We start from the raw sequence: 25229 nt of genomic DNA, 5'->3' as shown, positions 1-25229 counted from the left end.
CCGGGCGCGACGCGGCGCGCGAATCAGCGCTGTGCGTCGGCGATATGGCTGCGGATCACGTCGGCAAACGACGTATCGCCCTTCAGCCCGAGTGCTTCCGCACGCGACGTGTCCCAGCGACCCGGCCAGCTGCCGACGATTTTCTCGACCCGCTCGTCGGGCGCATGACGAATCAGCTTCACGACGTCGTCGCCCGCGACTTCGCGCAGCGCTTCAATCATCTCGTCGACCGATACCGACAGGCCCGGCAGGTTGATCACGCGCTTGTTGCCGAGCTTCGCGCTGTCGATCTCGCAACCGGCGACGAGCGCTTCAATCGCGCCGCGCGGCGACAGCAGCCACAGCCGCGTCGAACCGGGCACCGGGCATACGCTTTCCTCGCCGTTCAGCGGTTCGCGGATGATGCCGCTCGCGAACGACGACGCGGCCGCGTTCGGGCGGCCCGGCCGCACGCTGATCGTCGGCAGCCGCAGCACCCGGCCGTCGACGAAGCCGCGCCGCGCGTAGTCGCACAGCAGCAGCTCGGCGATCGCCTTTTCGGCGCCGTACGACGATTGCGGATTCAGCGCGGTGTCGTCCTGCACGACGTCGGGCAGCGCGCCGCCGTACACCGCGACGGAGCTCGTGAATACGACGCGCGGCTGGTGGCCGCGTGCGCGGCACACGTCGAGCAGCGTGCGCGACGCGTCGAGATTGATCCGCATGCCGAGATCGAAATCGGCTTCGGCCTGCCCGCTGACGATCGCCGCGAGGTGGAAGATCGCGTCCGTCTGCGTGTCGATCGCGCTTTCGAGCACCGTGCGATCGGCGATGTCGCCGACGATCGACGTCACGCGCGCATCGTCGAAATCGTTGCCCTTGACGACGTCGAGCAACACCAGCTCGTCGATCTTGCCGGTCCGGCCGTCGGGGCCCGTCAGTTCGCCGTGTTCGAGCAGCTTGCGCGCGAGACGCTGACCGAGAAAGCCGGCGCCGCCGGTGATCAGTACTTTCATGTTCGTTACCCTCTGAGGAATGCTTGAATTACAGGTACGGCCTGAGCCAGCCGAGGCCCTCGGACGTGCCGGCCTTCGGGCGGTATTCGCAGCCGATCCAGCCGTCGTAGCCGAGTGCGTCGATCAGCGCGAACAGGTACGGGTAGTTGAGTTCGCCGACATCCGGCTCGTGGCGCTCGGGCACGCCCGCGATCTGGATATGGCCGATGCCCGCGAAATCGCGCTTGAGCTTCATCGCGAGATCGCCTTCGACGATCTGGCAGTGGTAGCAGTCGAACTGCACCTTCAGGTTCGGCACACCGACTTCCGCGCAGATCGCCTGCGCGTCGTCCTGGCGGCTCAGGAAATAGCCGGGCATGTCGCGCTGGTTGATCGGTTCGATCAGGATCGTGATGCCGTGCGCGGCAGCGGCCTGTGCCGCATGGCGCAGGTTCACGAGGTAGGTGTCGCGATGGCGCGCGCGGTCGGCGCCCGGCGCGACCATGCCGGCCATCACGTGCAGCTTCCGGTTGCCGAGCACGCGCGCATAGTCGAGCGCCTGGTCGATACCGCGGCGGAACTCGTCCTCGCGGCCCGGCAGCGACGCGATGCCGCGTTCGCCCGCGGCCCAATCGCCCGGCGGCGCGTTGAACAGCGCCTGTTCGAGGTTGTGCGCGTCGAGGCGCGCGCGGATGTCCTCGGCGGCGAAATCGTACGGGAACAGGTACTCGACGGCCTTGAAGCCGTCGTACGAGGCAGCGGCGAACCGTTCGAGGAACGCATGCTCGGTGTACATCATCGAGAGGTTGGCGGCGAAGCGTGGCATGGCAGCGGGTCCTGTGAATGAGTGGGGCGGGGCGCCATGCACCCCGCGTCGAACGAAGGCGGCCGGATCAGCGGTTCACGAGTTTCGCGGGCGTGAGCCACACGGCGATCGCACCGATCACGAGCATCGCGGCCAGCACGTACATGCCGGACGACGTGCTGTGCGTGACGTCCTTCAGGTAGCCGATCACGTACGGGCTCGCGAAACCGGCGAGGTTGCCGACCGAGTTGATGATCGCGATGCCGGCCGCCGCCGCGGAGCCCGCGAGGAACGCGGTCGGCAGCGACCAGAACAGCGGGGCGCAGGTCAGCACGCCGCCTGCCGCGAGCGACAGGAACACGATCGACACCGCCGTATTGTGCGAGTACGACGCGGCGACCGCAAACCCGACCGCGCCCATCAGCGCCGGCACGATCAGGTGCCAGCGGCGCTCGCGGCGTTTGTCCGCGCTGTGGCCGAACAGGTTCATCACGACGATCGCGACGAGGAACGGGATCGCCGACAGCAGGCCGATCTGGAGCGTATCGGTGATGCCGGTCGATTTCACGAGCGTCGGCATCCAGAACGTGAGGCCGTACTGGCCCGTGACGAACGCGAAGTAGATCAGCGACATCCACCACATGCGCGGGTCCGAGAACACGGCCTTCAGCGAATGGCCGTGCTTCTGCTGTTCTTGCGGCTGCGCGGCGATCTCGTCCTCGAGGAGCTGCTTCTCGCGCTCGTCGAGCCACTTCGCGCCGCGGATGCTGTTGTCGAGATACAGGATCGTCGCGATGCCGACCAGTACGGCCGGCACGGCCTCGATCATGAACATCCATTGCCAGCCGTGGAAGCCCGAGCCGCCGTGAAAGCGCTCCATGATCCAGCCCGACAGCGGGTTGCCGAAGATGCCCGACACGGGAATCGCGGACATGAACACCGCGATGATCTTCGCGCGGCGATGCGACGGGAACCAGTACGTGAGGTACAGGATCACGCCGGGATAGAAGCCGGCTTCCGCGAGGCCGAGCAGGAAGCGCAGCACGTAGAACTGCGTCGGCGTCTTCACGAACGCGAACAGCGCGGACAACAGGCCCCACGTGATCATGATCCGCGCGATCCAGATGCGCGCGCCGAGGCGGTGCATCAGCATGTTGCTCGGCAATTCGAACAGGAAATAGCCGAGGAAGAAGATGCCCGCGCCGAGTCCGAACACGGTTTCGCTGAACGCGAGATCCTGCGACATCTGCAGCTTGGCGAAGCCGACGTTCACGCGGTCGAGATACGCGACCACGTAGCAGAGCATCAGGAACGGCACGATGCGCCAGAACACTTTCTTGTAGGTGCGGTCGAGTTCGGCCGCATGGGCGGGCGCGGCGGGCGAGCGGCTTGCGGCCGCGTCGAGAGCAGTCATCGTCGTCTCCATGAATATCGTGTGCCGGCGGCGCGTACGCCGCCGGATCGTGTGTGTGCTGACGGAAGGGCCCGCGCACACGGCGGGCATGGTAATCGGTGCGTGACGCGCGCCGGGTTACCAGCGCGCGCCGAAGGTCTGGCGCAGTTCGTCGAGCGCAGCGTCGGACAGCGGCTCGGGCTTCGGCTGCGTCATGAGCCACAGCCGTGCCGTTTCCTCGAGCTCTTCGAGCGCATACGACGCTTGCGATACCGACGGCCCCCACATCACGGGGCCGAGGCGCTCGAGCAGCACGCCGCGCACCTGACCGGCCAGTGCCGCGACTTCGGCGGCGACGGCCGGGTCGCCAGGGCGCCGGTAGCGGATCAGCGGAATGTGGCCGACCTTCATCACGTAGTACGGCGTGATCGGCGGCAGCACGTCGGTGTCGCGCCACACGCCCGCGAGCGTCAGCGCGACGAGGTGCGTCGAATGCGTGTGGACGATGCCGTTCGCTTCTGCGTTGCGCGCGTAGATGCCGCGATGCAGCGCGAGCGTCTTCGACGGCTTGCCGCCCGATACGGGCTGGCCGTCCGTGCCGACCTTCGCGATGTCGTTCGGGTCGAGCCGGCCGAGGCACGCGTCGGTCGGCGTGATGAGCCAGCCGTCAGGCAGGCGCGCACTGATGTTGCCGGCGCTGCCGACCGCATGGCCGCGCGCATACAGGCTCGCGCCGACCACGCAGATCTCTTCGCGCAGTTTCGCTTCGTTGCTCATCGCTCGGCTCCGTCCAGCGCGCGCAGCGCCTTGTCGAAAAAGTCCGTCGTGCCGAAGTTGCCGGATTTCAGCGCGAGGCCGAGCGGTTGCGCGTCGATGGTGGCCGTGGCCGGCACGCCCGGATCGATCTGCGCGCCGATTTGCAGCGACTTCACGTCGAGCGCCTGGACGACCGCGCCGGACGTTTCGCCGCCGGCAACGACGAACTTGCGCACGCCGAGTTCGCGCAGGCCGCGGGCGATCGCCGCGAGCGTGCTTTCGACGAGATGGCCGGCCGCCTCGACGCCGAGCGCGTGCTGCACGGCCTTCACTTCGTCGGGCGTCGCGGTCGCGTAGATCAGCACGGGTTGCGGCAGGTGCGAGCGCGCAAAGGCGAGCGCCTGGTCGACGACGGGTTCGCCGCGCGACGCCGCGAGCGGATCGATGCGGAAGCTCGGCCGGGTCGCGCGCCACGCGGCGACCTGCGCGTTGGTGGCTTTCGATGCGCTGCCGGCGAGCACGGCCGACAGCCCGTCGATGCGCGGCAGCGATGCCGCGTTGTCGCGCTCGGGCAGTTGCTCCGCGCGGCGGAAATTCGCGGGCAGGCCGAGCGCGATGCCCGAGCCGCCGGTGACGAGCGGCAGGCCCGCGCACGCTTCGCCGAGTACGTAGAGGTCGCGGTCCGACAGCGCGTCGGCGATCGCGAAGCGCGCGCCTTCCGCACGCAGCTGTTCGATCCGCGTACGGACGGCAGCCGCGCCGAGCGCGATCGTGTCGTAGCGGATCAGGCCGACCGCCGACTTCGTCTGCCGCTGCAGCACGCGCACGAGGTTCGCGTCCTTCATCGGCGTGAGCGGATGGTTTTCCATGCCCGATTCGTTCAGCAACACGTCGCCGACGAACAGGTGGCCGCGATAGATCGTGCGGCCGTTCTCCGGGAACGCCGGGCACGCAATCGTGAAGCCGCCGCCGGCCGCATCGAGCAGTGCGTCGGCCACGGGCCCGATGTTGCCCGCGCCGGTCGAGTCGAACGTTGAGCAGTACTTGAAGAAAAACTGGCGACAACCTTGCGCGCGCAGCCATTCGTACGCGGCGAGCGATTGCGCGACGGCGTCGGCCGCGGGGATCGTGCGCGACTTCAGCGCGACGACGATCGCGTCGGCATCGAGCGCGGCGCCGTCGGCGGGCACGCCGATCGTCTGCACGGTGCGCATGCCGCTCTTGACGAGCATGTTCGCGAGATCGGTCGCGCCGGTGAAATCGTCGGCGATGCAGCCGAGCAGGGGACGGGAAGCGGTAGCGGTCATGGCAGCAACGTCGTTCGAATCAGCGGGCGGGCGGCAGCGTGATGCCGGGGAAAGTCTTGATCACGGCGGAGTCGTCTTCGCCGCCGTGGCCGGCGCTCGATGCGCTCATGAACATCTGGTGCGCGGTGGCCGACAGCGGCAGCGGGAATTTGCTGCGGCGCGCGGTATCGAGCACGAGGCCGAGATCCTTCACGAAGATGTCGACGGCCGACAGCGGCGTGTAGTCGCCGTTCAGGATGTGCGGCACGCGGTTCTCGAACATCCACGAATTGCCTGCGCTGTGCGTGATCACGTCATACAGCGCATCGGCGTCCACGCCTTCGCGCAGGCCGAGCGCCATTGCTTCGGCCGCCGCCGCGATATGCACGCCGGCCAGCAGCTGGTTGATGATCTTCACTTTCGAGCCGATGCCGTGCGCGTCGCCCAAGCGATAGACCTTGCCGGCGATCGCGGCGAGCACGTCTTCGCAGCCCGCGTACGCGGCGGCCGGGCCCGACGTCATCATCGTCATCTCGCCGGAGGCCGCGCGCGCGGCGCCGCCCGACACGGGCGCATCGAGCATCTGCAGGCCGGCGGCCTCGATGCGTGCGCCGAGCGCGACCGCGAATTCCGGCGCGACGGTCGCGCTTGCGATCACGACGCCGCCCGGCTTCATCGCCGCGACCGCGCCGTGTTCGCCGAACAGCACCGTTTCCGTTTGCGCGGCATTGACGACGAGCGTGACGACGACGTCGCACTGCGCGCCGAGTTCGGCCGGCGTCGCGCAGGCCACGCCGCCTTCGGCGGCGAACGCCTGCAGCACGGTGTCGCGCACGTCGCATGCGTGGACGCGCAGGCCGGCGCGCAGCAGCGAGCGTGCGACGCCGAGGCCCATCGCGCCGAGGCCGATGACTCCAACATTTCGTGACATGGTCAACCTTGATCGATTCGGGAGAGGTTCGTGACGGCGGCGGCGCCCGGCCGGGCAGCGGCCGCCGGCTTCAGCAGATGCCGGCTTCCGCGAGACGGCGGGCGGCGTTGTACATGTGCGTGCGCGCCGCGTTGCGCGCGGCCACCGGGTCGCGCGAGCGGATCGCGTCGGCGATCGCCGCGTGTTCTTCACGCACCTGGCGCGAGAAGTCCTCGCGCGTCGCCTCGTTGCGCCGCGTGACCTTCACGCCGGCTTCGAGGTACTGGTTCAGGAACTGCAGCGTCTTCAGGAAATACGGGTTGCCGGTGACGGCCGCGATCGTGCGATGGAACGCGACGTCTTCCGCGACGCCGTCGCGCCCTTCGGCCACCGCATCGTCGATCTTGCGCAGCGCGTCGTCGATGTCCGCCATGTCGTCGGCGGTGTGGTGCAGCGCGGCTTCGGCTGCGACTTCAGCCTCGATCGCGCGGCGCACCGCGAGCAGGTGCGGCAGCGAGCTCGCTTCGACGGCTTCCGCGTAATCGATCCGCAGCGGCCGGATCGCGCCGTGCTGGTTCACGAACACGCCGCTGCCCTGGCGCGGTTCGACCACGCCTTCGTTCTTCAGCCGCGAGATCGCCTCGCGGATCACGGTGCGGCTCACGCCGAATTCCTGCGCGAGCACCGCTTCCGTCGGCAGTTTGCCGCTGGCCGAGAAACTGCCGGCTTCGATCTGCTTGAGCAGTTGCTGCGCGACATGGTCGCTCATCGCACGGGCGGGAATTTTCTCGAACATGATGCTCAGGTTTGTAAGGTGATGTGGTCATCATACAAATTTGAAATAGTATCAGCATCCGGGATAACCCTCGATTTCCGACGCGCAACGTCGGCCAAATTGATTGGAACCGGTTCCAAATGAATCGAAACCGGTGCGAACGTGTGTCGTTCGGCGGTCGGTCAGGGAAGGGGTGGGTGCCCCGTGGCCGTCAGTCGGCGATGTCCTCGACGGGATCGGCCGCCGCCGGTTCGGCGGCTTCGGCCACTTCGCCGCCGCGTTCGCGGTAGGTCGCCGGCGGCACGCCGAACTGCTTGCGGAATTCGCGCCCGAGGTGCGATGCGTCGGCGAATCCGCAGCTCGACGCGATATCGGCGACCGTGCGGTCCGAGCTCGTCAGCAGCCACGCGGCCGTGCGCAGTCGCACCTGCTTCGCGAACGCCTGCGGGCTCTTGCCGGTCTCGGCCTTGAACAGCCGCTCGAGCTGCCGCGTCGACAGATCGAGCTTGCACGCGAGTTCCTCGAGCGGCAGCGCGCGCCCGACATGCTGTTCCATCAGGAGAATCGCGCGCTTGACCTTCGGGTGCGTGGCCGGTTCGAGGCCCGGCGGATGCGGTTGCGGCGCGTTGCCTTTCTGCATCTCGCCGACGAGCAGGATGCGCAACGCTTTCTGCACCGTGGCGTGATCGAAATGGCGCAGCAGGATCGCGGCGGCGACGTCGATCGACGCACGGCCGCCAGAACAGGTGATCCGGCGCCGGTCGATCACAAACAGCCGGTCGGCGATCAGCAGGTCGGGATCGGCTGACGGAAAGCGCTCGATGAAATCCCAGTAGTGGAACCAGCTCACGCAGGTGCGGTAGTCGTCGAGCACGTTCGCGCGCATCAGCGTAAACACGCCGGTGCAGATCCCGACGATCGTCGCGCCGCGCGCCGCCGCGCGGCGGATGAAGTCGAGCGTTTGAGGGCCGGCTTGCGGCCCCGAATGCAGCAGCCCGCCGACCACCACCACGTAATCGAACGGCTCGGCCGCGTCGAACGTCTCCCACGGCGTGATCTGGATCCCGCAACTCGCGCGCACCGGCGCGAGCGTCTCGCCGATCACGCTCCACGCGCAGCGCACGGGCTTGCTGTAGTCGCCGTCGTCGGCCGACAGCCGCAGCATGTCGACGAAGCCGGAGAAGGCCGTCAGCGTGAAGTTCGGCAGCAGCACGATGCCGAAGCGGATGCGCTGCGGCGCAGGTTCAGCGAGGGGGGAAGCGGGTACGTCGGGTGTCATCGCGGCCAATCTCGTCACGCCGGGCGGGCGGTCTCACTCGTTTCACTCTGTTTGCAGGTTACGGCTGCCGGGGCGGCACGGATGCAGCCAGCGTCGCCGATCGGCTGCGGCCGGACTTGTGGTTTTTCGTCGCGAACCATCGCCAAAACGCACTTCCGGCCCGGCCGGTGCGGGGTTTGGCGGCGCTATCCCACGCCGATGCCGTTTTTGTTCTATCGGCCGATTTTACGCTTTGATGTACTGATGCCCAACGACATTTCACGCATGCCACCCAGAGGAAGCCAGATGAACGTCAGCGCGTTCGACCTGTTCAAGATCGGTATCGGCCCGTCCAGTTCGCATACGGTCGGCCCGATGATCGCCGCGTGCCGCTTCGCGTCGCACGTCGAGGACGCGAACCTGCTCGGCTTCGTGCGCCGCGTGCGGGTCGAGCTGTACGGTTCGCTCGGCGCGACCGGCAAGGGCCACGGCACCGACAAGGCCGTGCTGCTCGGCCTCGAGGGCCACCTGCCCGACACGATCGATCCGGACCTGATCGAGCCGCGCCTCGCCGCGATCCGCGCCGAGAAGTCGCTGTCGCTGCTCGGCAAGCAGACGGTGCGCTTCGAGGAAAAGGAACACATCGGCTTCTATCGCAAGCTGATGAGCGGCACGAGCATCGTGCACCCGAACGGGATGCGCTTCCAGGCGTTCGACGAGCACGGCCAGCTGCTCGTCGAGAAAGAGTATTACTCGGTCGGCGGCGGCTTCGTCGTGAACCGCGACGGCGATCGCGTGAACGGCGTGCGCGCGGCGGTCGAGGTGCCTTACCCGTTCCGCACCGGCGACGACCTGATGCGGCAGTGCCGCGAACACGGGCTGTCGATCGCCGAGCTGATGATGCGCAACGAATGCGCGCTGCGCTCCGCCGACGAAGTGCGCGCCGGGCTGCTCGCGATCTGGCGCACGATGGCCGCCTGCGTCGAGCGCGGCTGCAAGGTCGAGGGCGACCTGCCGGGCCCGATGCGCGTGAAGCGCCGCGCGGCCGAGATGAACGGCCACCTGCGCGCCCGTTCGGAAGAGTCGCTGCGCGACCCGCTGTCGATGCTCGACTGGGTCAACCTGTATGCGATGGCCGTGAACGAAGAGAACGCGGCCGGCGGGCGTGTGGTCACCGCGCCGACCAACGGCGCGGCCGGCGTGATCCCCGCGGTGCTGCACTACTACGTGAAATTCGTGCCGGGCTCGAACGAAGCCGGCATCGTCGAATTCCTGCTGACGGCCGCGGCGATCGGGATCATCTACAAGGAAACCGCGTCGATCTCCGGCGCGGAAGTCGGCTGTCAGGGCGAGGTCGGCGTTGCGTGCTCGATGGCCGCCGCCGCGCTCGCCGCCGTGATGGGCGGCACGCCCGACCAGGTCGAGAACGCGGCCGAGATCGGCATGGAGCACAACCTCGGGATGACCTGCGACCCGGTCGGCGGGCTCGTGCAGATCCCGTGCATCGAGCGCAACGCGATGGGCGCGATCAAGGCGCTGAATGCGTCGCGCATGGCGCTCAAGGGCAACGGCCAGCACTACGTATCGCTCGATTCCGTGATCAAGACGATGCGCGAAACCGGCGCCGACATGAAGACGAAATACAAGGAAACGTCGCGCGGCGGTCTCGCCGTGAACGTCATCGAATGCTAACGAAGGATCACTAACATGAGCCGCTACTCGATATTCAGCCTGTTCCGCAACGGCCTCTCGTATCACGAGAACTGGGAAAAGCAGTGGAAGAGCCCGGAACCGAAGAAGGAATACGACGTCGTGATCGTCGGCGGCGGCGGCCACGGCCTCGCAACCGCGTACTACCTCGCGAAGGAACACGGCATCACGAACGTCGCGATCCTCGAGAAGGGCTGGATCGGCGGCGGCAACACCGCGCGCAACACGACGATCGTGCGCTCGAACTATCTGTGGGACGAATCGGCCGCGCTGTACGAGAAGGCGATGAAGCTGTGGGAAGGCCTGTCGCAGGACCTGAACTACAACGTGATGTTCAGCCAGCGCGGCGTGATGAACCTGGCCCATACGCTGCAGGACGTGCGTGACACCGAGCGCCGCGTGAACGCGAACCGGCTGAACGGCGTCGACGCGGAATTCCTGACGCCCGCGCAGATCAAGGAAATCGAGCCGACGATCAACCTGAACAGCCGCTATCCGGTGCTTGGCGCATCGATCCAGCGCCGTGCAGGCGTCGCGCGTCACGACGCGGTGGCGTGGGGCTTCGCGCGCGGTGCGGACCGCGCCGGCGTCGACATCATCCAGAACTGCCAGGTGACGGGCATTCGCCGTGAAGGCGGCGCGGTGGTCGGCGTCGATACGGTGAAGGGCTTCATCAAGGCGAAGAAGGTCGCGGTGGTCGCGGCCGGCAACACGACGACGCTCGCCGACATGGCCGGCGTGCGCCTGCCGATCGAAAGCCACCCGCTGCAGGCGCTGGTGTCCGAGCCGATCAAGCCGGTCGTCAACTCGGTGATCATGTCGAACGCGGTGCACGCGTACATCAGCCAGTCCGACAAGGGCGACCTCGTGATCGGCGCGGGCATCGACCAGTACACGGGCTTCGGCCAGCGCGGCAGCTTCCACATCATCGAAAGCACGCTGCAGGCGATCGTCGAGATGTTCCCGGTGTTCTCGCGCGTGCGGATGAACCGCCAGTGGGGCGGCATCGTCGACGTGTCGCCGGACGCGTGCCCGATCATCACCAAGACCGACGTGAAGGGCCTCTATTTCAACTGCGGCTGGGGCACCGGCGGCTTCAAGGCGACGCCGGGCTCGGGCTGGGTGTTCGCGCACACGATCGCCCGCGACGAACCGCATCCGCTGAACGCGCCGTTCGCGCTCGACCGCTTCTACACGGGCCACCTGATCGACGAGCACGGCGCTGCCGCCGTCGCGCACTGAACGAGGAGAAACACATGTTGCTGATCGAATGTCCGTGGTGCGGGCCGCGCGCCGAATCCGAGTTCTCGTGCGGCGGTGAAGCCGACATCGTGCGCCCGGTCGCGAACGAGAACATGACCGACCGCGAATGGGGCGAGTACGTGTTCATGCGCGAGAACAAGCGCGGGCTGCACAAGGAGCAATGGCTGCACACGCAGGGCTGCCGCCGCTGGTTCAAGGTCACGCGCGACACGGTGACCTACGATATCAAGGGCTACGAAAAATTCGGTGGCGCCGCTGCCGGCAACGCACACGAAGAGGGTACGAGCAAATGAGCCAGAAAGACCGTCTCGGCACCGGTGGCCGGATCAATCGCGCGATTCCGTTGACGTTCACGTTCAACGGCCGCACGTACCAGGGCTTCCAGGGCGACACGCTCGCGTCCGCACTGCTCGCGAACGGCGTGCACTTCGTCGCGCGCAGCTTCAAGTACCACCGCCCGCGCGGGATCGTGACGGCGGATGTGGCCGAACCGAATGCCGTCGTGCAGCTCGAGTCCGGCCCGTATACCGTGCCGAACGCGCGCGCGACCGAGATCGAGCTGTACCAGGGGCTCGTCGCGACGAGCGTGAACGCCGAGCCGACGCTCGAGAACGACAAGTACGCGATCAACCAGAAGTTCTCGCGCTTCATGCCGGCCGGGTTCTACTACAAGACGTTCATGTGGCCGCGCAACATGTGGCCGAAGTACGAAGAGAAGATCCGCGAAGCGGCCGGCCTCGGCAAGGCGCCTGAAGTGCTCGACGCCGATCGCTACGACAAGTACTACGCGCATTGCGACGTGCTCGTGGTCGGCGGTGGCCCGTCGGGCCTCGCCGCCGCGCATGCGGCCGCGACGGCCGGCGCGCGCGTGATCCTCGTCGACGACCAGCGCGAACTCGGCGGCAGCCTGCTGTCGTGCCGCGCGGAGATCGACGCGAAGCCCGCGCTGCAGTGGGTCGAGAAGATCGAGGCCGAACTGCGCAAGCTGCCCGACGTGACGATCCTGTCGCGCAGCACCGCGTTCGGCTACCAGGACCACAACCTCGTGACGGTCACGCAGCGCCTGACCGATCACCTGCCGGTGTCGATGCGCAAGGGCACGCGCGAACTGCTGTGGAAGGTCCGCGCGAAGCGCGTGATCCTCGCGACCGGTGCGCACGAGCGTCCGATCGTGTTCGGCAACAACGACCTGCCGGGCGTGATGCTCGCCGGCGCGGTATCGACCTACGTGCATCGCTTCGGCGTGCTGCCGGGCCGCAACGCGGTCGTGTTCACGAACAACGATCGTGCGTACCAGACCGCGCTCGACCTGAAGGCATGCGGCGCGAAGGTGACGGTCGTCGATTCGCGCGCCTCGTCGAACGGCGCGCTGCCGGCTGCGGCCAAGCGGCAGGGCGTGACGGTGATGAGCGGCGCGGTCGTCACGGCCGCATCGGGCAAGTGGCGCGTATCGTCGGTCGACGTCGCGTCCCTCTCGAACGGCCAGGTGGGCGGCAAGCTGCAGACGCTGCCGTGCGACCTCGTCGCGATGTCGGGCGGGTTCAGCCCGGTGCTGCACCTGTTCGCGCAGTCGGGCGGCAAGGCTTGCTGGAACGACGAAAAGGCGTGCTTCCTGCCGGGCAAGCCCGTGCAGGCGGAAGCGAGCATCGGTGCGGCGGCCGGCGAATTCGGCCTGGCGCGCGCGCTGCGGCTCGCCGTCGATGCAGGCGCGGAAGCAGCGAAGGCCGCGGGCTTCGCGGCCGCGCAGCGTCCGGCCGCACCGCAAGTCGCCGAAGCGGTCGAAGGCGCACTGCAGCCGCTGTGGCTCGTCGGCAGCCGCGAGGCAGCCGCACGCGGGCCGAAGCAGTTCGTCGATTTCCAGAACGACGTGGCGGCTGCCGACATCCTGCTCGCCGCGCGCGAAGGCTTCGAGTCGGTCGAGCACGTGAAGCGCTACACGGCGATGGGCTTCGGCACCGACCAGGGCAAGCTCGGCAACATCAACGGGATGGCGATTCTCGCGGGCGCGCTCGGCAAGACGATTCCGGAAACGGGCACGACGACGTTCCGCCCGAACTACACCCCCGTGTCGTTCGGGACCTTCGCCGGCCGCGAGACGGGCGATTTCCTCGACCCGATCCGCAAGACGGCCGTGCACGAATGGCACGTCGAGCACGGCGCGGCGTTCGAGGACGTCGGCAACTGGAAGCGGCCGTGGTATTTCCCGAAGAACGGCGAAGACCTGCATGCGGCCGTGAAGCGCGAATGCCTCGCGGTGCGCAACAGCGTCGGCATCCTCGACGCGTCGACGCTCGGCAAGATCGACATCCAGGGCCCCGACGCGGTGAAGCTGCTGAACTGGATGTACACGAACCCGTGGAACAAGCTCGAAATCGGCAAGTGCCGCTACGGGCTGATGCTCGACGAGAACGGGATGGTGTTCGACGACGGCGTGACCGTGCGCCTCGCCGACCAGCATTTCATGATGACCACCACCACCGGCGGCGCCGCGCGCGTGCTCACGTGGCTCGAGCGCTGGCTGCAGACCGAATGGCCCGACATGAAGGTGCGGCTCGCGTCCGTCACCGATCACTGGGCGACGTTCGCGGTGGTCGGCCCGAAGAGCCGCAAGGTCGTGCAGAAGGTGTGCCAGGACATCGACTTCGGCAACGAGGCGTTCCCGTTCATGAGCTACCGGAACGGCACCGTCGCGGGCGCGAAGGCGCGCGTGATGCGGATCAGCTTCTCGGGCGAGCTGGCCTATGAAGTGAACGTGCCGGCGAACGCGGGCCGCGCGGTGTGGGAAGCGCTGATGGCGGCAGGTGCCGAGTTCGACATCACGCCGTACGGCACCGAGACGATGCACGTGCTGCGCGCGGAGAAGGGCTACATCATCGTCGGCCAGGATACCGACGGCTCGATCACGCCGTACGACCTCGGGATGGGCGGGGTCGTCGCGAAGTCGAAGGACTTCCTCGGCAAGCGCTCGCTGACGCGCTCCGATACCGCGAAGGAGGGCCGCAAGCAGTTCGTCGGCCTCCTGACCGAAGACGAACAGTTCGTGCTGCCGGAAGGCGCGCAGATCATCGCGAAGGACACGCAGGTGTCGGCGGTCGATCCGACGCCGATGATCGGCCACGTGACGTCGAGCTACTACAGCCCGATCCTGAAGCGCTCGATCGCGCTCGCGGTGGTGAAGGGCGGCCTGAACAAGATGGGCGAGAGCGTCGTGATTCCGCTGGCCAACGGCAAGCGCATCACCGCGAAGATCTCGAGCCCGGTTTTCTACGATACCGAAGGGGTGCGCCAGCATGTGGAATGAAACGAGAAACCAGAAGCAGGTGGCGGGCGCGGGCGGCGTGACGCTTGAATCGCCGTTCGTCGGTGCGGCCGACGTGCTGAAGCCGCACCAGGCGCGCGCGTCGAAGAAGTTCATGCTGCGCGAGCGGCCGTTCCTCGATCTCGTCAACGTGCGCGGCGAGTTGAGCGATCCGGCGTTCGTCAGCGCGTTCGAGCGCGTGGTGGGCTGCCGGCCGCCCGCGCAGCCGAACACGGTCGCACGTGGCGCCGATTACGACGTGCTGTGGCTCGGCCCCGACGAATGGCTCGTGCGGTCGAACGGGCCCGTTCAGGCGGGCGTGCTCGAGGCGAAGCTGGCGGAGGCCGTGCAGGGTGCGTATGCGGCGGCCGTCGATGTCGGCAGCGGCTATACGGTCGTCGAGATCAGCGGCGAACGCGTGCGCGACGTGATCGCGCGCGGCTGCCCGCTCGATCTGCATCCGCGCGTGTTCAAGCCGGGCCAGTGCGCGCAGTCGCACTACTTCAAGTCGCCGATCACGCTGATCCCGACCGGCGACGACACGTTCGAGATCGTCCTGCGTCGCAGCTTCGCCGACTATTTCGTGCGCATCATGCTCGACGCCGCGGCGCCGCTCGCATCATGAAGCCGTTCGACGAACCGTTCGTGGCGATCGACGCGCCGCGCCTGCGCGGGCGCGGCTGGAGCGTGTTCGTCGACGAACTGAAAGTACCCGCGCGGATCGGCATTCATGCGCACGAGCATGAATCGCCGCAGCCGATCGTGATCGATGCGCGGCTGGGGTATCGCTGCGAGCCGAGCGAGCAGGGCGAGTGGATCGACTACGACGGCTATTGCGCGCGTGTCGCGTCGTTCCTGTCGCACAAGCCGCATACGCGGCTGCTCGAAACGCTCGTCGCCGATATCGCGGTGCTGTCGTTCCGTGAGTGGCCGGCGCTGGAGTCGCTGACGCTGTCGGTGTACAAGCCGAAGATCCGGCCCGGGACGAAGCGCGTCGGCGTATCGCTCGACTGGACACGCGGCGATTACCTGCGGTGGACGGGGGCGGCTGGGCAGCTTTGAGGTCTAGGCAGCGCGGTCGTCCCGGTTCGTCGAGAACAGTAATTCCTGAAATATGAGAATAGTTTGAGGGCTGGGAGTTCGGGTTGCTTTGTTCCTGAAATACAAGAACAATCGGCGGCCTGAAGCTTTTGCGAGTATAGTTCTGGTGTTTTCGTAACAATGGTGCCAAACCTGGCTGGCGCCACTTTGTTCCTGGAATTCCGGAATTATGGCTCGTACCTTACCTCGCCCGATTGCGAACCCCGATCCGCTGGCACTGGATCTGGCCGCGCTGGGGGCGCTCGTGCGCAACCGGCGAGCGCAGAACCAGATGCGGATCGACGACGCGGCCGATATGCTCGGTGTCTCAAAGGACGTGCTGTCCCGGCTGGAAAACGGCCGGGCGGTGAGCCTCGATAAATTGTTCAAGGTGCTCGACGGCCTGGGTCTCAATCTGCTTGTCGTGCCGAAACGCGACGTCCCCGTCGCCCGCAAGGCGTTGCACGAACACATGGCATCGCAGGCTGTTGCGCCAGGGTCGCAGGAGTCGGCCTGATGGTCCATCGCCTGAGCATTTCGACCAACGGCTCGCCGGTCGGCCGGTTGACCTACGACGCCCGTCAGGACGACTACGGTTTTGCGTACGATCCGTCGTGGCAGGCGCGCGCCGACGCGTTTTCACTGTCTCCGTGCATTCCGCTCGACGGCGGCCCGCTTCCCGCGGGCGCGGTCCAGCGCTTCATCGGCAATTTGCTGCCCGAGGGCCGCGCGCTCGAAGTGGCCGCGGCGATGTATCAGATATCGAAGGACAACGTCTTTGGCTTGATCCGCATGCTTGGGAAAGAGCCAGTCGGTGCGTTGAGCTTCGTTCCCGACGATGGTGCCGATGTGCAGGCGCCGGAGGCCGTCGAACCGGTGCGGCGTGTGATATCCGCGGAGGAGTTGACCGACCGGATTCGCAAGCGAGACGCAATTCCATTTCCCGTCTGGGACGACCGGGTTCGCCTGTCGATTGCTGGTCATCAGGACAAACTGCAGGTACTGGTCGAGGGCGAGCAATTCGCGCTCGTCGAGGGGGCGCTCAGCAGCACGCATATCCTGAAGCCCGAGTCCCGCAATCCGCACGCCCCGTTCATGGTTGCCAACGAACATTTCTGCATGACGCTGGCTGCCCGAATGGGGCTGCCGGTGGCGCATGTCGAGATGCGGCGCATTCCCGAACCCATTCTGCTTGTCGAGCGATTCGACCGGATCGTGACGATCGAACCGGGGGATCCGCAGCGTGTCCGTGCAGTGCGGCGCCTCCACATCATCGATGGATGCCAGGCACTGGATTTGCCGGCAACGCTCAAGTACGAACGCAACCTCGGGAACAATGCGGACGTCCGCAATATTCGAGAGGGCGTGAGCTTCGAGAAGCTGTTTTCGTTGGCACCGTGTCTCGAGACTCCGGCCGCCGCGCGCTCGGCGATGTTGCGCTGGGCGCTGCTGCAATTGCTGATCGGCAACAGCGACGCACACGGCAAGAACATTTCGTTTTTTGTCGGTAGCGGCGGTCTCGCTCCCGCGCCGCTTTACGATCTCGTTTGCGTCAATGTGTACGGCGACGCATATGTCCAGGACATGGCGATGGCTTACGGTGACGTATTCCGTCCCGAGGAACTGACCGCTTTCGCGTTGGCGGATTTTGCGCATCGCGTGCACATCCGGCCGGCGTTCGTCGCACGCGAATTGACGAAGATGGCGACGCTGGCCAGGAAGCTGGCTCCCGAGTTGGCCGAGTCGGACGTGTACACGGACGAGGAGCGCGAGTGGGTGCGAAATATTTCGGACTGCATATGCGATCAGGCCGAAAAGACGCTGCGTATCGCACCCGTGATTGCCAAGGTCAACGTCGATCTTCTGTGAGGCGCCGCGGCATTGCGCCGTGCGGGCGCGTCAAGCCGCAGCCGTCCCGTTCAACGCCGGATAGTCGACATACCCGCGCGCATCGCCGCCGAAGAACGTGTCGCGCTGCGCGTCGTTCATCGGTGCGCCCGTTTTCAGCCGCGTCACGAAATCCGGATTCGCGAGCACCATCTGGCCGTACGCTTCGAGATCGGCGAGGCCCGTCGCGACATCCGTGCCGATCGCATCGCGCGTGCGGCCCGGCCGGTTCACGATCAGCGTGCCGTTCCAGCGTGTGCGCAGGTCCGCGAGCAGCGGTTCGTCGCCCTGGTGCATCACGTGCAGGTACGCGAGGCCGAGCCGGTCGAGTGCCGTCGCAAGGTGGCGATACAGGTCAGCGCTTTCCGGACCTTCGTCGATGCCCCACAGCGTCGTGCCCGGCGACAGGCGGATCGCGGTGCGGTCCGCGCCGATCTCGTCGGCGATCGCCCCGGCCACCTCGATCGCGAAGCGCGCGCGGTTCTCGATCGGGCCGCCGTACGCGTCGGTGCGGGTGTTGGCGTTCGGTGCGAAGAACTGCTGGACCAGATACCCGTTCGCACCGTGGATCTCGACGCCGTCGGCGCCGGCCTCGATCGCGCGGCGCGCGGCAACGCGGAAGTCGTTCACGGTGCCGCGCACTTCGTCCGTCGTCAGCGCGCGCGGCGCCGGAATCTCCTGCATCCCTTTCATCGTGAACATCGGCACGCCCGGCGCGATCGCGGAAGGCGCGACGCCCTGGCGATGGTGCGGCGTATTGTCGGGGTGCGACATGCGTCCCACGTGCATCAACTGGATGAACAGGCGGCTGCCGCGCGCGTGTACGCGCTCGCTGACCGCCTTCCAGCCGGCGACGTGCGCATCGGTGTAGATGCCGGGCGTCGTCAGGTAGCCCTGGCCGTCGTCAGACGGCTGGGTGCCTTCGCTGACGATCAGGCCGAGGTCCGCGCGCTGCGCGTAGTACTCGGCGGCCAATGCGCCGGGCGTGCCGTCGGATGCGGCGCGGCTGCGCGTCATCGGCGCCATGACCAGGCGGTTCTGCAGGTCGTAGCGGCCGACGCGGACCGGGGCGAACAGTCGCGGCGCTGCCTGGCCGGCTTGAGCGGGAACGAAAAGCGGTTTCATCGCGTATTTCCTCATCGAAGTTCGGACGACGGCACCGGGGTGGTGCCGCATCGGGCGAGGGTCGCGCACGTTGTGCCGGCCGTGACGCCATACCTGCATCATCCATTGCTCCTTTTTCGAGATAAAGTAGGTCTCGTGGAGAACATTGATCCATCGATGGAGCACTGGGCATGGAACTGCTGAACGACATGGCGCTGTTCGTGGAAGTCGTGAAGGCGCGCGGCTTTCGCAGCGCCGCGCAGGCGCTGGGGATGCCGAATTCGACGCTGTCGCGGCGCATTGGCGCGCTGGAAAAGGCGATCGGCCTGCGGCTGCTGCACCGCACGACGCGCCGAATCGAGCTGACGGAAGCCGGGCAGCTGTATTTCGAGCGCTGCAAGCGCATCGTCGACGAGGCGCGGCTCGCGCACGAGCAGCTCGGCGGGCTGCTGGCCGAACCCGCCGGCGTGTTGCGTGCGTCGTTTCCGGTCGATTTCGCGGTGATCTACCTGACGCCGTTGATCGTCGAATTCGCGAACCGCTACCCGAAGCTCACCTTCGATTTCGAGCTGACGTCACGGCGCGTCGACCTCGTGAGCGAGCCGTTCGACGTCGCGATCCGGATCGGCGAATCGGCGGATTCGCAACTCGTCGCGCGGCGGCTCGCGACGTTCCGCAACTACCTGTATGCGTCGCCGCGCTATCTCGAACGTGCGGGCGAGCCGCTCGAACCGGGCGACCTGGCGCGGCACCAGTGCTTGAGCGTGCAGCGCGTCGCCACCTGGACCCTGCGTCGCGGCGAGCAGGCAGTCGAGGTGCCGGTGGGCGGGCGGTTCGTCGTGAACAGCGTGGGCATGAACCGGCAACTGGCCGTGCATGACGCGGGGATCATCCAGCTGCCGGAGGAAGTGGTGGCCGACGACGTCGCCGCCGGCCGGTTGCGGCGCGTGCTGCCTGAATGGGAGGGGGCGCTCGTGCCCGTCTTCGCGATGACCGAAACGCGTTTGCTGCCCGCGAAAACGCAGGTTTTCATCGAGTTTCTGCGCGCGCATTTCGCACCGGCGTGACGGGGGCACGCGCCGCGCCCGTTCTCAGGTCACTTTTGCGCCGATGGCGGCGCGTCCGCTTGCGCGGCCCATTTGTTCAGGATGCGCACGCGCGCCTGGCTGAAATCGACCCAGCAGTTCATCCACGCGTCGTTCGGGATCATCGGCCCGGGATTGGCGGCTTTTACGTAGTCGCAGGTGTCGCTGGCGAAGCGGGTCCAGCTGGCCTGCGACTTCGCGAGCGCGCTGGCTGCGTCGGGGCTGCGCGCTTCGAGCTTGCGCGCGAGCGACTGGTACGCGCTGTCGACTGCCTGATGGTTGTGGTCGAGGATGCAGGCCCGCACGTTGTCCATCGTCGGGCCTTGCTGTTCGCAATCGGCGGCGGCGAAAGCGTGGCCGGTTGTCAGCGCGGCGATGGCAAGGAAGCGGGCGGCGAGTCGGATCGCGTGGCGCATGCGCGGCACCGTCGAGAAGGGGGCGCTTACTGACTGTTGCGCGCCGACGCAGGGGGCGACGTATCGCTGACCGGTATCAGGCGGGCCTTCGTGTCGCTCGGCGCTTTGGCGGCTTTCGCGTCGTCGTCGGGTTCGAGCACGAACCGGAACGAATCGACCCGCTGCATCACCTTTGCCGCATACGCGTTGGAACCGCCGTAGCTCTTCAAGCCGGCCTGCACGTTGCCGCCGGCCGCCCTCACGTAGCCCGACAGGATCGCGGAACCGGCTTCGACGTTCGCATTCGGCTCGGTCAGATCCTTCACGTTGCGCAGCATGCCGCGATGCGCGGCTGGCACGACCTGCATCAGCCCCGTGGCGCCATGCTGGCCACGCGCCTTTTCCTGGAAGCGCGATTCGATCGAAATAATGGCGTAAACGAGTGCTGGCGGCAGCGAATATTTCGTCGCAGTGACGCTCACGATATCGGCGAGCTTCGCGGCGCGTTCCTTCGCGACGCCGAACTTCTTCGTCAGGTAGGACGTGATGCGGCGGTTTGCTTCGTTCGGCTGATCGTTGGCGTTCGCGAGCGGCGCGGAGGCAACGGGCGGCATCGATGCGGCCACTTCGGGCGCGGACGCAGGCAGTGCAGGCGCTTGCTGCGCCGATGCCTGTTGCGCGATGCCGAGCGAAAGCACGATCAGCCAGAGAAACCGTCGTCGCATGGTCGAGTGCGGGGAAATGGGAGGCGCATAGTATATCGGCCAATCGCGGCGGGTGGTCGAGCGCCGGCTCGAATGAAAGCGATGTGTAGGTTTGTGGCGTTCGCGGTGATCGACAAGCCGATCGTTGCACGGACACGCATCGGAGTCCGGAAGAAACGGGCGTTTTCGTCCTTTCCCGGGACGCCTCCGCCGTATCGCGGGCATGTCGTTGGCTCGCTTGCCCCATTCCGCCTGCAGTCCAGGCGTTGTTCGAGAATTGGCCGAACGGAGCGCTAGTTGATGATCTCGCCCGTGCCGGTCTCGATGCGGATCCTGAGCTGCTGGATGAACTCCGGATCGTAGGGTTCCCAGCTATCGAGTTCGCCGATGATTTTCAAGGGCAGTGTGCTTCGATACGATCGCGTTGGATTGCCCGGGAATTTTTTATCCGTGACGTTCGGGTCGTTTTCGAATGCTCCGGCGGGCTCGACGATGTAGACCCGCGGCTTGCCGTCGCCTCTGGCCATTTCCGCGGCAAGGCCGGCGCCCTTGGGCAGGGCCGTGAAGTAAACGTGATTCATCACGACGTTGTCCCGATAATTCGATCTGAAGCCGGCTGTCAGCAAGTCGCCGATTCGCAAATCCGCTCTCGTGCCGTGAAAAAACGGGCCGGTGTCGATGACAGCCATGGCTTCTCCTTCGAAAAATTTCGCAACGGCTTCTAGGCGCGCTGCGCGCTCGCCACCCGTGCAATCGCGCCGATCGCATCGCTGACGAGCACCGCGAGCAGTCCGACGATCACGCCGCCTTGCAGCACGAACGCGGTGTTCGATGTTTGCAGGCCCGCGATGATCACGTCGCCGAGCCCGCGCGCGGCGACCGTCGAGCCGATCGTCGCGGTGCCGAGATTGATCACGACCGCGAGCCGGATCCCGTTGACGATCACCGGAAACGCGAGCGGCAGCTCGACCGACACCAGTTGCTGCCAGCTGCTCATCCCCATGCCGCGTGCGGCATCGACGACGTCGCGCGGCACGTCCTCGAGCCCCGCGATCGTGCTCTCGAAAACCGGCAGGAGCCCATACAGTACGAGCGCGATCAGCACGGGCTTCAATCCGAAGCCGACGGCCGGCACCGCGAGCGCGAGTACGGCGACGGGCGGGAAGGTCTGGCCGATGTCGACGACGCTGCGCGCGAGCGGCAGGAAATCCGCGCCGGACGGCCGTGTGACCGCGATGCCGGCCGCGACCGCGACGATCGTGCCGATCAGGCTCGACAGCGCGACCGTGCCGAGATGCGCGAGCGTGAGATCGAGCAGGCTCGCGCGATCGTAGATAACGGGTGCGCCATTGTCTGCGAACGGCGCGAACCAACCCTGCAGCCATGCGGGGCGCAACAGCAACACGAGCAGCAGCGCGAGCGCCGCCGCGCGCGCGACGTACGCGGGAAGCGCCGAACGCGTGGGCCGCACGCTGCCGTGCGCCGTCATGCGGGCTTCCTCGCGTGCGCGCGGATCGCGTCGAGCGTGATGCGGCGCGCGCGGCGTGCGTTGCTGCGGCCGCCATCGTCGACGGGCAACGCATCGACACCGCGCCACAGCAACTCGGATACCGCGTCGCGCAGCGTGCGCGTCGCGGCGATCGGTTCGCCGTCGGCATGACCGGGTTCGGCCACCGTCTCGATCGGCGTCAGCGCGAGCAGGCGCAGCGGCCGGTCCACGCCCGCGACGAGCTGCTCGACGACGCCGGCCGCCGGCTTGCCGAGAATCTCGGCCGGCGTCGCGACCTGCAGCAGCCGTCCGCCGTCCATTACCGCGATCGTGTCGCCGAGCTTCAGCGCTTCCTCGATGTCGTGCGTGACGATCACGACCGTGATGCCGAGGCGGCGCTGCAACGCGAACAGGTCGTCCTGCGCCTTGTTGCGGATGATCGGATCGAGCGCGCCGAACGGCTCGTCCATCAGCAGCATCGCGGGCTCGGCCGCGAGCGCGCGCGCCACGCCGACGCGCTGCTGCTGGCCGCCCGACAGTTCGTGCGGCAACTTGCCTGCGAACTCGGCCGGCGCGAGATGGAACAGCTCGAGCAGTTCGTTCACGCGTGCATCGATGCGATCGGACGACCAGCCGAGCAGGCGCGGTACGGTCGCGATGTTGCGCGCGACGCTCCAGTGCGGGAACAGGCCATGCCCCTGGATCGCGTAGCCAATGCCGCGCCGCAACTGCTCGGGTGCGACGGTCGCGGTATCGACGCCGTCGATGCGGATCGTGCCGCTGGTGGGCGCGATCAGCCGGTTGATCATGCGCAAGAGCGTCGACTTGCCGCTGCCCGATGCGCCGACGAGCGCAGTGATCGTGCCGCGCTGCATCGTCAGCGACACGTCGTCGACGGCAGTCACATCGCCGAAGCGTTTGCCGACCCGTTCGATCTCGATCATCCTGCACGCCCCTTCGCGAGCGACGTCGCGGCTTCGAACACGACGGCGGCCGCCAGTGCGAGCGCGATTGTCGGGATCGCGCCGAGCAGCACGAGATCGGCGGCCGATTGCCCGATCCCCTGGAAGATGAAGGTGCCGAATCCGCCGCCGCCAATCAGCGCGGCCACCGCGGTCAGGCCGATGTTCTGCACGAGCACGATGCGCACGCCGCTCAGGATCACCGGCAGCGCGAGCACGAGATCGACGCGCAGCAGCCGCTGCACGCGCGTCATGCCCATCGCGCGCGCCGCCTCGGTCACGTGCGGCGGCACTTGTTCGAGCCCGACCACGACGCTCGATGCGATCGGCAGCAGCGAGTACAGGAACAGCGCAAGCAAGGCCGGCGCGACGCCGATCCCGCGGATGCCGAGCGCGGCCGCGAGCGGCACGTGCGCGGCGAGCAGGCCGAGCGGCGCCATCATCAGCCCGTACATCGCGATGCTGGGGATGGTCTGCACGACATTGAGCACGGGCATCGCGACGGTCCGCACGGCCGCGATCCGCGCGCATGCGATGCCGAGCGGCAGGCCCGCGACGAGCGCGGCGGCGACCGAGCCGCCCGCGAGCGACACGTGACGAAGCGCCTCGCGCCAGAAATCGTCGCTGCGCACCGCGTATTCGCGCATCACGGAGAGGCCGTCCCACCAGCCGCTTGCGAGCGGCACCGAAATCGCTGCAATGGCGACGACGAGTGCGACGAGGCGCCGCCACGGGCCGAACGCGAGGCGGGCGAGCGCGTCGGCGATGAGCACGGCCCATGCGAACAGCAGCAGCCAGACGCCCGCATCGGGCGAGACGCGGGCCAGCATGTCGTCGGCCGCGACGACGTGCGTCGCGGCCGCACCGGCCGCGTACGCGAGCGTGGCGAGCCCGGCACTGCCGGCCGCGAGCCGCCATGCCGGACGGCTCGCCGTCATCGCCCACAGCGCGCCGGCGGTCCATAGTGCGGCGAGCGCGGCACCCTGCATCGCAGGCAGCGCGGCGAACACCGACAGCCCGGTGCCGGCCGCGATCCGGTTCGGCCGCAGCACCGCGAACGGCAGGCCGAACACCGCGACGATCGTGAGTACCCCGATCAGGATGCCGACCTTGTCGAGTGTCACGCGCCGCGCGGACGCCGCCGCGCGATCCGTCATTTCACGAAGCCCTTCGCTTTCAGGTAGCTTTTCGCGACGCCGGCGGCCGGCTCGCCGTTGATCTGGATGCGGGCGTTCAGCGATTGCAGCGTTTTCAGGTCGAGGCTCGCGAACACCGGCTTCAGGTAGTCGGCGATCTGGGGGTGCGCTTTCAGCACGGCTTCGCGGATCACCGGCGCGGGTGCGTAGACGGGCTGCACGTGCTTGTCGTCGTCGAGCACCGCGAGGCCGCTCGACGCGATCCCGCCGTCGGTGCCGTAGACCATCGCGGCGTTCACGCCGTCGGTCTGGTTCGCGGCGGCCTTGATCGTCGCGGCCGTGTCGCCGCCGGACAGCACGACGAGCTGCTCGGGCTTCAGCTTGAAGCCGTACGCCTTCTCGAACGACGGCAGCGCCGACGCGCTGTTCACGAATTCGGCCGATGCCGCGAGCTTCACCTTGCCGCCGCCGGCCACCCATTTGCCGAAATCGGAGAAGGTCTTCAGGTGCTGCGATTGCGCGACGGGTGCGAGCAGCGCGACGCCCCACGTGTTGTTCGCGGGTGCCGGTGCAAGCCACACGAGATGGTTCGCCGCGTAGTCGAGTTTCTTCGCGGTGTCGTAGCCTTGTCCGGCGTTCTTCCACACCGGGTCGTCGGCCTTGTTGAAGAAGAAGGCGGCGTTGCCCGTGTATTCGGGGTAGATGTCGATCTCGCCGCTCGTGAGCGCCTTGCGCACGATCGGCGTCGCGCCGAGCGCGATCTTTTCGGTGACCGGAATGCCGTGGGCCTTCAGCACCTGCGCGATGAGGTTGCCGAGCAGGTTGCCTTCGGTGTCGATCTTCGACGACACCACGACGGGCGTGTCGGCGTGCGCGCCGGGCGCGACGATGGCGGCGGCGAACGCGAGGCCCAGAATCCGGGCGGGCAGGGCGAGCTTCATCGGGGCCAATCTCCAGGA

The 25229-nt window shown here is 67.2% G+C and carries 25 protein-coding genes; 9 read left to right on the top strand and 16 right to left on the bottom strand.

Annotation, left to right across the window (positions count from 1 at the left end; all coding sequences use genetic code 11):
* Window positions 1-23: 23 nt before the first annotated feature.
* The 8 genes from denD to OHZ10_RS32080 form a co-directional block, all read right to left on the bottom strand.
* The gene (gene denD, locus OHZ10_RS32115; protein WP_342705358.1) at window positions 24-995 is read right to left on the bottom strand and encodes a D-erythronate dehydrogenase; all 972 of its coding nucleotides are present in this window, start codon (window positions 993-995) and stop codon (window positions 24-26) included.
* A gap of 28 nt (window positions 996-1023) precedes the next feature.
* On the bottom strand, window positions 1024-1800 hold the full coding sequence (otnI, locus tag OHZ10_RS32110) for a 2-oxo-tetronate isomerase (protein WP_342705357.1): 777 nt from the start codon (window positions 1798-1800) through the stop codon (window positions 1024-1026).
* A gap of 67 nt (window positions 1801-1867) precedes the next feature.
* Complete coding sequence (locus OHZ10_RS32105; RefSeq protein ID WP_059240909.1) at window positions 1868-3193, bottom strand: MFS transporter; 1326 nt, start codon at window positions 3191-3193, stop codon at window positions 1868-1870.
* 117 nt (window positions 3194-3310) lie between these two features.
* Complete coding sequence (locus tag OHZ10_RS32100) at window positions 3311-3949, bottom strand: aldolase (protein WP_059239092.1); 639 nt, start codon at window positions 3947-3949, stop codon at window positions 3311-3313.
* Window positions 3946-5235 (bottom strand): 3-oxo-tetronate kinase, encoded by a 1290-nt coding sequence (gene otnK, locus OHZ10_RS32095; protein WP_342705356.1) that lies wholly within the window; start codon window positions 5233-5235, stop codon window positions 3946-3948. The genes OHZ10_RS32100 and otnK overlap by 4 nt, the downstream gene beginning before the upstream one ends.
* A 19-nt stretch (window positions 5236-5254) precedes the next feature.
* Window positions 5255-6145 carry an L-threonate dehydrogenase gene (gene ltnD, locus OHZ10_RS32090; RefSeq protein ID WP_059239096.1) on the bottom strand — a complete coding sequence of 297 codons (891 nt, stop codon included), beginning with the start codon at window positions 6143-6145 and terminating at the stop codon, window positions 5255-5257.
* Window positions 6146-6215: 70 nt separating this feature from the next.
* The gene (locus tag OHZ10_RS32085) at window positions 6216-6920 is read right to left on the bottom strand and encodes a FadR/GntR family transcriptional regulator (RefSeq protein WP_342705355.1); all 705 of its coding nucleotides are present in this window, start codon (window positions 6918-6920) and stop codon (window positions 6216-6218) included.
* Window positions 6921-7110: 190 nt separating this feature from the next.
* On the bottom strand, window positions 7111-8178 hold the full coding sequence (locus OHZ10_RS32080) for a GlxA family transcriptional regulator (RefSeq protein WP_059240910.1): 1068 nt from the start codon (window positions 8176-8178) through the stop codon (window positions 7111-7113).
* A gap of 285 nt (window positions 8179-8463) precedes the next feature.
* On the opposite strand from OHZ10_RS32080, the gene OHZ10_RS32075 reads away from it, so the two are divergent.
* The 8 genes from OHZ10_RS32075 (at window position 8464) to OHZ10_RS32040 (ending at window position 17377) form a co-directional block, all read left to right on the top strand.
* Window positions 8464-9849, top strand: coding sequence for an L-serine ammonia-lyase (locus OHZ10_RS32075; RefSeq protein WP_059239100.1), 1386 nt, complete (start codon window positions 8464-8466; stop codon window positions 9847-9849).
* 15 nt (window positions 9850-9864) lie between these two features.
* Window positions 9865-11109: a sarcosine oxidase subunit beta family protein gene (locus tag OHZ10_RS32070; protein WP_006480591.1), complete on the top strand. Its 1245-nt coding sequence runs from the start codon at window positions 9865-9867 to the stop codon at window positions 11107-11109.
* Window positions 11110-11123: 14 nt separating this feature from the next.
* Window positions 11124-11423 carry a sarcosine oxidase subunit delta gene (locus tag OHZ10_RS32065; protein ID WP_059239102.1) on the top strand — a complete coding sequence of 100 codons (300 nt, stop codon included), beginning with the start codon at window positions 11124-11126 and terminating at the stop codon, window positions 11421-11423.
* Window positions 11420-14431: a sarcosine oxidase subunit alpha family protein gene (locus tag OHZ10_RS32060; protein WP_342705354.1), complete on the top strand. Its 3012-nt coding sequence runs from the start codon at window positions 11420-11422 to the stop codon at window positions 14429-14431. The genes OHZ10_RS32065 and OHZ10_RS32060 overlap by 4 nt, the downstream gene beginning before the upstream one ends.
* The gene (locus OHZ10_RS32055) at window positions 14421-15053 is read left to right on the top strand and encodes a sarcosine oxidase subunit gamma (protein ID WP_342705353.1); all 633 of its coding nucleotides are present in this window, start codon (window positions 14421-14423) and stop codon (window positions 15051-15053) included. The genes OHZ10_RS32060 and OHZ10_RS32055 overlap by 11 nt, the downstream gene beginning before the upstream one ends.
* A complete protein-coding gene (locus OHZ10_RS32050) occupies window positions 15050-15490 on the top strand; it encodes a dihydroneopterin aldolase (protein ID WP_059239107.1) in 441 nt (146 codons plus the stop codon). The genes OHZ10_RS32055 and OHZ10_RS32050 overlap by 4 nt, the downstream gene beginning before the upstream one ends.
* Before the next feature lie 208 nt (window positions 15491-15698).
* A complete protein-coding gene (locus OHZ10_RS32045; RefSeq protein ID WP_059239109.1) occupies window positions 15699-16025 on the top strand; it encodes a helix-turn-helix domain-containing protein in 327 nt (108 codons plus the stop codon).
* Window positions 16025-17377, top strand: a complete 1353-nt coding sequence (locus OHZ10_RS32040) for a HipA domain-containing protein (RefSeq protein WP_340625712.1) — start codon at window positions 16025-16027, stop codon at window positions 17375-17377. Before OHZ10_RS32045 ends, OHZ10_RS32040 begins: the two co-directional genes overlap by 1 nt.
* 30 nt (window positions 17378-17407) lie before the next feature.
* On the opposite strand, the gene OHZ10_RS32035 is transcribed toward OHZ10_RS32040, so the two are convergent.
* Window positions 17408-18520, bottom strand: coding sequence for an alkene reductase (locus tag OHZ10_RS32035; RefSeq protein WP_174993858.1), 1113 nt, complete (start codon window positions 18518-18520; stop codon window positions 17408-17410).
* Between the two features lie 170 nt (window positions 18521-18690).
* Between OHZ10_RS32035 and OHZ10_RS32030 the strand changes: the two genes are divergently transcribed.
* On the top strand, window positions 18691-19566 hold the full coding sequence (locus OHZ10_RS32030; RefSeq protein ID WP_059239116.1) for a LysR family transcriptional regulator: 876 nt from the start codon (window positions 18691-18693) through the stop codon (window positions 19564-19566).
* Between the two features lie 29 nt (window positions 19567-19595).
* Here OHZ10_RS32030 and OHZ10_RS32025 read toward each other — a convergent pair whose 3' ends face one another.
* The 7 genes from OHZ10_RS32025 to osmF all read right to left on the bottom strand — a co-directional run bounded on the left by OHZ10_RS32025 (window position 19596) and on the right by osmF (window position 25211).
* On the bottom strand, window positions 19596-20000 hold the full coding sequence (locus OHZ10_RS32025; protein ID WP_059239118.1) for a lysozyme inhibitor LprI family protein: 405 nt from the start codon (window positions 19998-20000) through the stop codon (window positions 19596-19598).
* Between the two features lie 26 nt (window positions 20001-20026).
* Complete coding sequence (locus OHZ10_RS32020) at window positions 20027-20704, bottom strand: lytic transglycosylase domain-containing protein (protein WP_256087188.1); 678 nt, start codon at window positions 20702-20704, stop codon at window positions 20027-20029.
* A 272-nt stretch (window positions 20705-20976) separates the two neighbouring features.
* Window positions 20977-21372, bottom strand: a complete 396-nt coding sequence (arr, locus tag OHZ10_RS32015) for an NAD(+)--rifampin ADP-ribosyltransferase (protein WP_059239122.1) — start codon at window positions 21370-21372, stop codon at window positions 20977-20979.
* A 32-nt stretch (window positions 21373-21404) separates the two neighbouring features.
* Complete coding sequence (locus OHZ10_RS32010; protein WP_256087189.1) at window positions 21405-22172, bottom strand: ABC transporter permease; 768 nt, start codon at window positions 22170-22172, stop codon at window positions 21405-21407.
* The gene (locus OHZ10_RS32005) at window positions 22169-23116 is read right to left on the bottom strand and encodes an ABC transporter ATP-binding protein (RefSeq protein ID WP_342705351.1); all 948 of its coding nucleotides are present in this window, start codon (window positions 23114-23116) and stop codon (window positions 22169-22171) included. The genes OHZ10_RS32010 and OHZ10_RS32005 overlap by 4 nt, the downstream gene beginning before the upstream one ends.
* The gene (locus tag OHZ10_RS32000) at window positions 23113-24291 is read right to left on the bottom strand and encodes an ABC transporter permease (protein ID WP_174993855.1); all 1179 of its coding nucleotides are present in this window, start codon (window positions 24289-24291) and stop codon (window positions 23113-23115) included. Before OHZ10_RS32000 ends, OHZ10_RS32005 begins: the two co-directional genes overlap by 4 nt.
* Window positions 24288-25211: a glycine betaine ABC transporter substrate-binding protein OsmF gene (osmF, locus tag OHZ10_RS31995; RefSeq protein WP_174993854.1), complete on the bottom strand. Its 924-nt coding sequence runs from the start codon at window positions 25209-25211 to the stop codon at window positions 24288-24290. The genes OHZ10_RS32000 and osmF overlap by 4 nt, the downstream gene beginning before the upstream one ends.
* Between the last annotated feature and the right edge of the window lie 18 nt (window positions 25212-25229).

This window comes from Burkholderia arboris (assembly GCF_038723655.1).
GTDB lineage: Bacteria > Pseudomonadota > Gammaproteobacteria > Burkholderiales > Burkholderiaceae > Burkholderia > Burkholderia arboris.
The sequence above is the reverse complement of the archived record's forward strand: the minus strand, read 5'-3'. Positions and strand labels throughout refer to the sequence as shown.

Excerpts from the sequence above, each read along its gene's own strand:
- denD (WP_342705358.1), bottom strand. The coding sequence starts at position 995 with ATGAAAGTACTGATCACCGGCGGCGCCGGCTTTCTCGGTCAGCGTCTC.
- otnI (WP_342705357.1), bottom strand. The coding sequence starts at position 1,800 with ATGCCACGCTTCGCCGCCAACCTCTCGATGATGTACACCGAGCATGCG.
- OHZ10_RS32105 (WP_059240909.1), bottom strand. The coding sequence starts at position 3,193 with ATGACTGCTCTCGACGCGGCCGCAAGCCGCTCGCCCGCCGCGCCCGCC.
- OHZ10_RS32100 (WP_059239092.1), bottom strand. The coding sequence starts at position 3,949 with ATGAGCAACGAAGCGAAACTGCGCGAAGAGATCTGCGTGGTCGGCGCG.
- otnK (WP_342705356.1), bottom strand. The coding sequence starts at position 5,235 with ATGACCGCTACCGCTTCCCGTCCCCTGCTCGGCTGCATCGCCGACGAT.
- ltnD (WP_059239096.1), bottom strand. The coding sequence starts at position 6,145 with ATGTCACGAAATGTTGGAGTCATCGGCCTCGGCGCGATGGGCCTCGGC.
- OHZ10_RS32085 (WP_342705355.1), bottom strand. The coding sequence starts at position 6,920 with ATGTTCGAGAAAATTCCCGCCCGTGCGATGAGCGACCATGTCGCGCAG.
- OHZ10_RS32080 (WP_059240910.1), bottom strand. The coding sequence starts at position 8,178 with ATGACACCCGACGTACCCGCTTCCCCCCTCGCTGAACCTGCGCCGCAG.
- OHZ10_RS32075 (WP_059239100.1), top strand. The coding sequence starts at position 8,464 with ATGAACGTCAGCGCGTTCGACCTGTTCAAGATCGGTATCGGCCCGTCC.
- OHZ10_RS32070 (WP_006480591.1), top strand. The coding sequence starts at position 9,865 with ATGAGCCGCTACTCGATATTCAGCCTGTTCCGCAACGGCCTCTCGTAT.
- OHZ10_RS32065 (WP_059239102.1), top strand. The coding sequence starts at position 11,124 with ATGTTGCTGATCGAATGTCCGTGGTGCGGGCCGCGCGCCGAATCCGAG.
- OHZ10_RS32060 (WP_342705354.1), top strand. The coding sequence starts at position 11,420 with ATGAGCCAGAAAGACCGTCTCGGCACCGGTGGCCGGATCAATCGCGCG.
- OHZ10_RS32055 (WP_342705353.1), top strand. The coding sequence starts at position 14,421 with ATGTGGAATGAAACGAGAAACCAGAAGCAGGTGGCGGGCGCGGGCGGC.
- OHZ10_RS32050 (WP_059239107.1), top strand. The coding sequence starts at position 15,050 with ATGAAGCCGTTCGACGAACCGTTCGTGGCGATCGACGCGCCGCGCCTG.
- OHZ10_RS32045 (WP_059239109.1), top strand. The coding sequence starts at position 15,699 with ATGGCTCGTACCTTACCTCGCCCGATTGCGAACCCCGATCCGCTGGCA.
- OHZ10_RS32040 (WP_340625712.1), top strand. The coding sequence starts at position 16,025 with ATGGTCCATCGCCTGAGCATTTCGACCAACGGCTCGCCGGTCGGCCGG.
- OHZ10_RS32035 (WP_174993858.1), bottom strand. The coding sequence starts at position 18,520 with ATGAAACCGCTTTTCGTTCCCGCTCAAGCCGGCCAGGCAGCGCCGCGA.
- OHZ10_RS32030 (WP_059239116.1), top strand. The coding sequence starts at position 18,691 with ATGGAACTGCTGAACGACATGGCGCTGTTCGTGGAAGTCGTGAAGGCG.
- OHZ10_RS32025 (WP_059239118.1), bottom strand. The coding sequence starts at position 20,000 with ATGCGCCACGCGATCCGACTCGCCGCCCGCTTCCTTGCCATCGCCGCG.
- OHZ10_RS32020 (WP_256087188.1), bottom strand. The coding sequence starts at position 20,704 with ATGCGACGACGGTTTCTCTGGCTGATCGTGCTTTCGCTCGGCATCGCG.
- arr (WP_059239122.1), bottom strand. The coding sequence starts at position 21,372 with ATGGCTGTCATCGACACCGGCCCGTTTTTTCACGGCACGAGAGCGGAT.
- OHZ10_RS32010 (WP_256087189.1), bottom strand. The coding sequence starts at position 22,172 with ATGACGGCGCACGGCAGCGTGCGGCCCACGCGTTCGGCGCTTCCCGCG.
- OHZ10_RS32005 (WP_342705351.1), bottom strand. The coding sequence starts at position 23,116 with ATGATCGAGATCGAACGGGTCGGCAAACGCTTCGGCGATGTGACTGCC.
- OHZ10_RS32000 (WP_174993855.1), bottom strand. The coding sequence starts at position 24,291 with ATGACGGATCGCGCGGCGGCGTCCGCGCGGCGCGTGACACTCGACAAG.
- osmF (WP_174993854.1), bottom strand. The coding sequence starts at position 25,211 with ATGAAGCTCGCCCTGCCCGCCCGGATTCTGGGCCTCGCGTTCGCCGCC.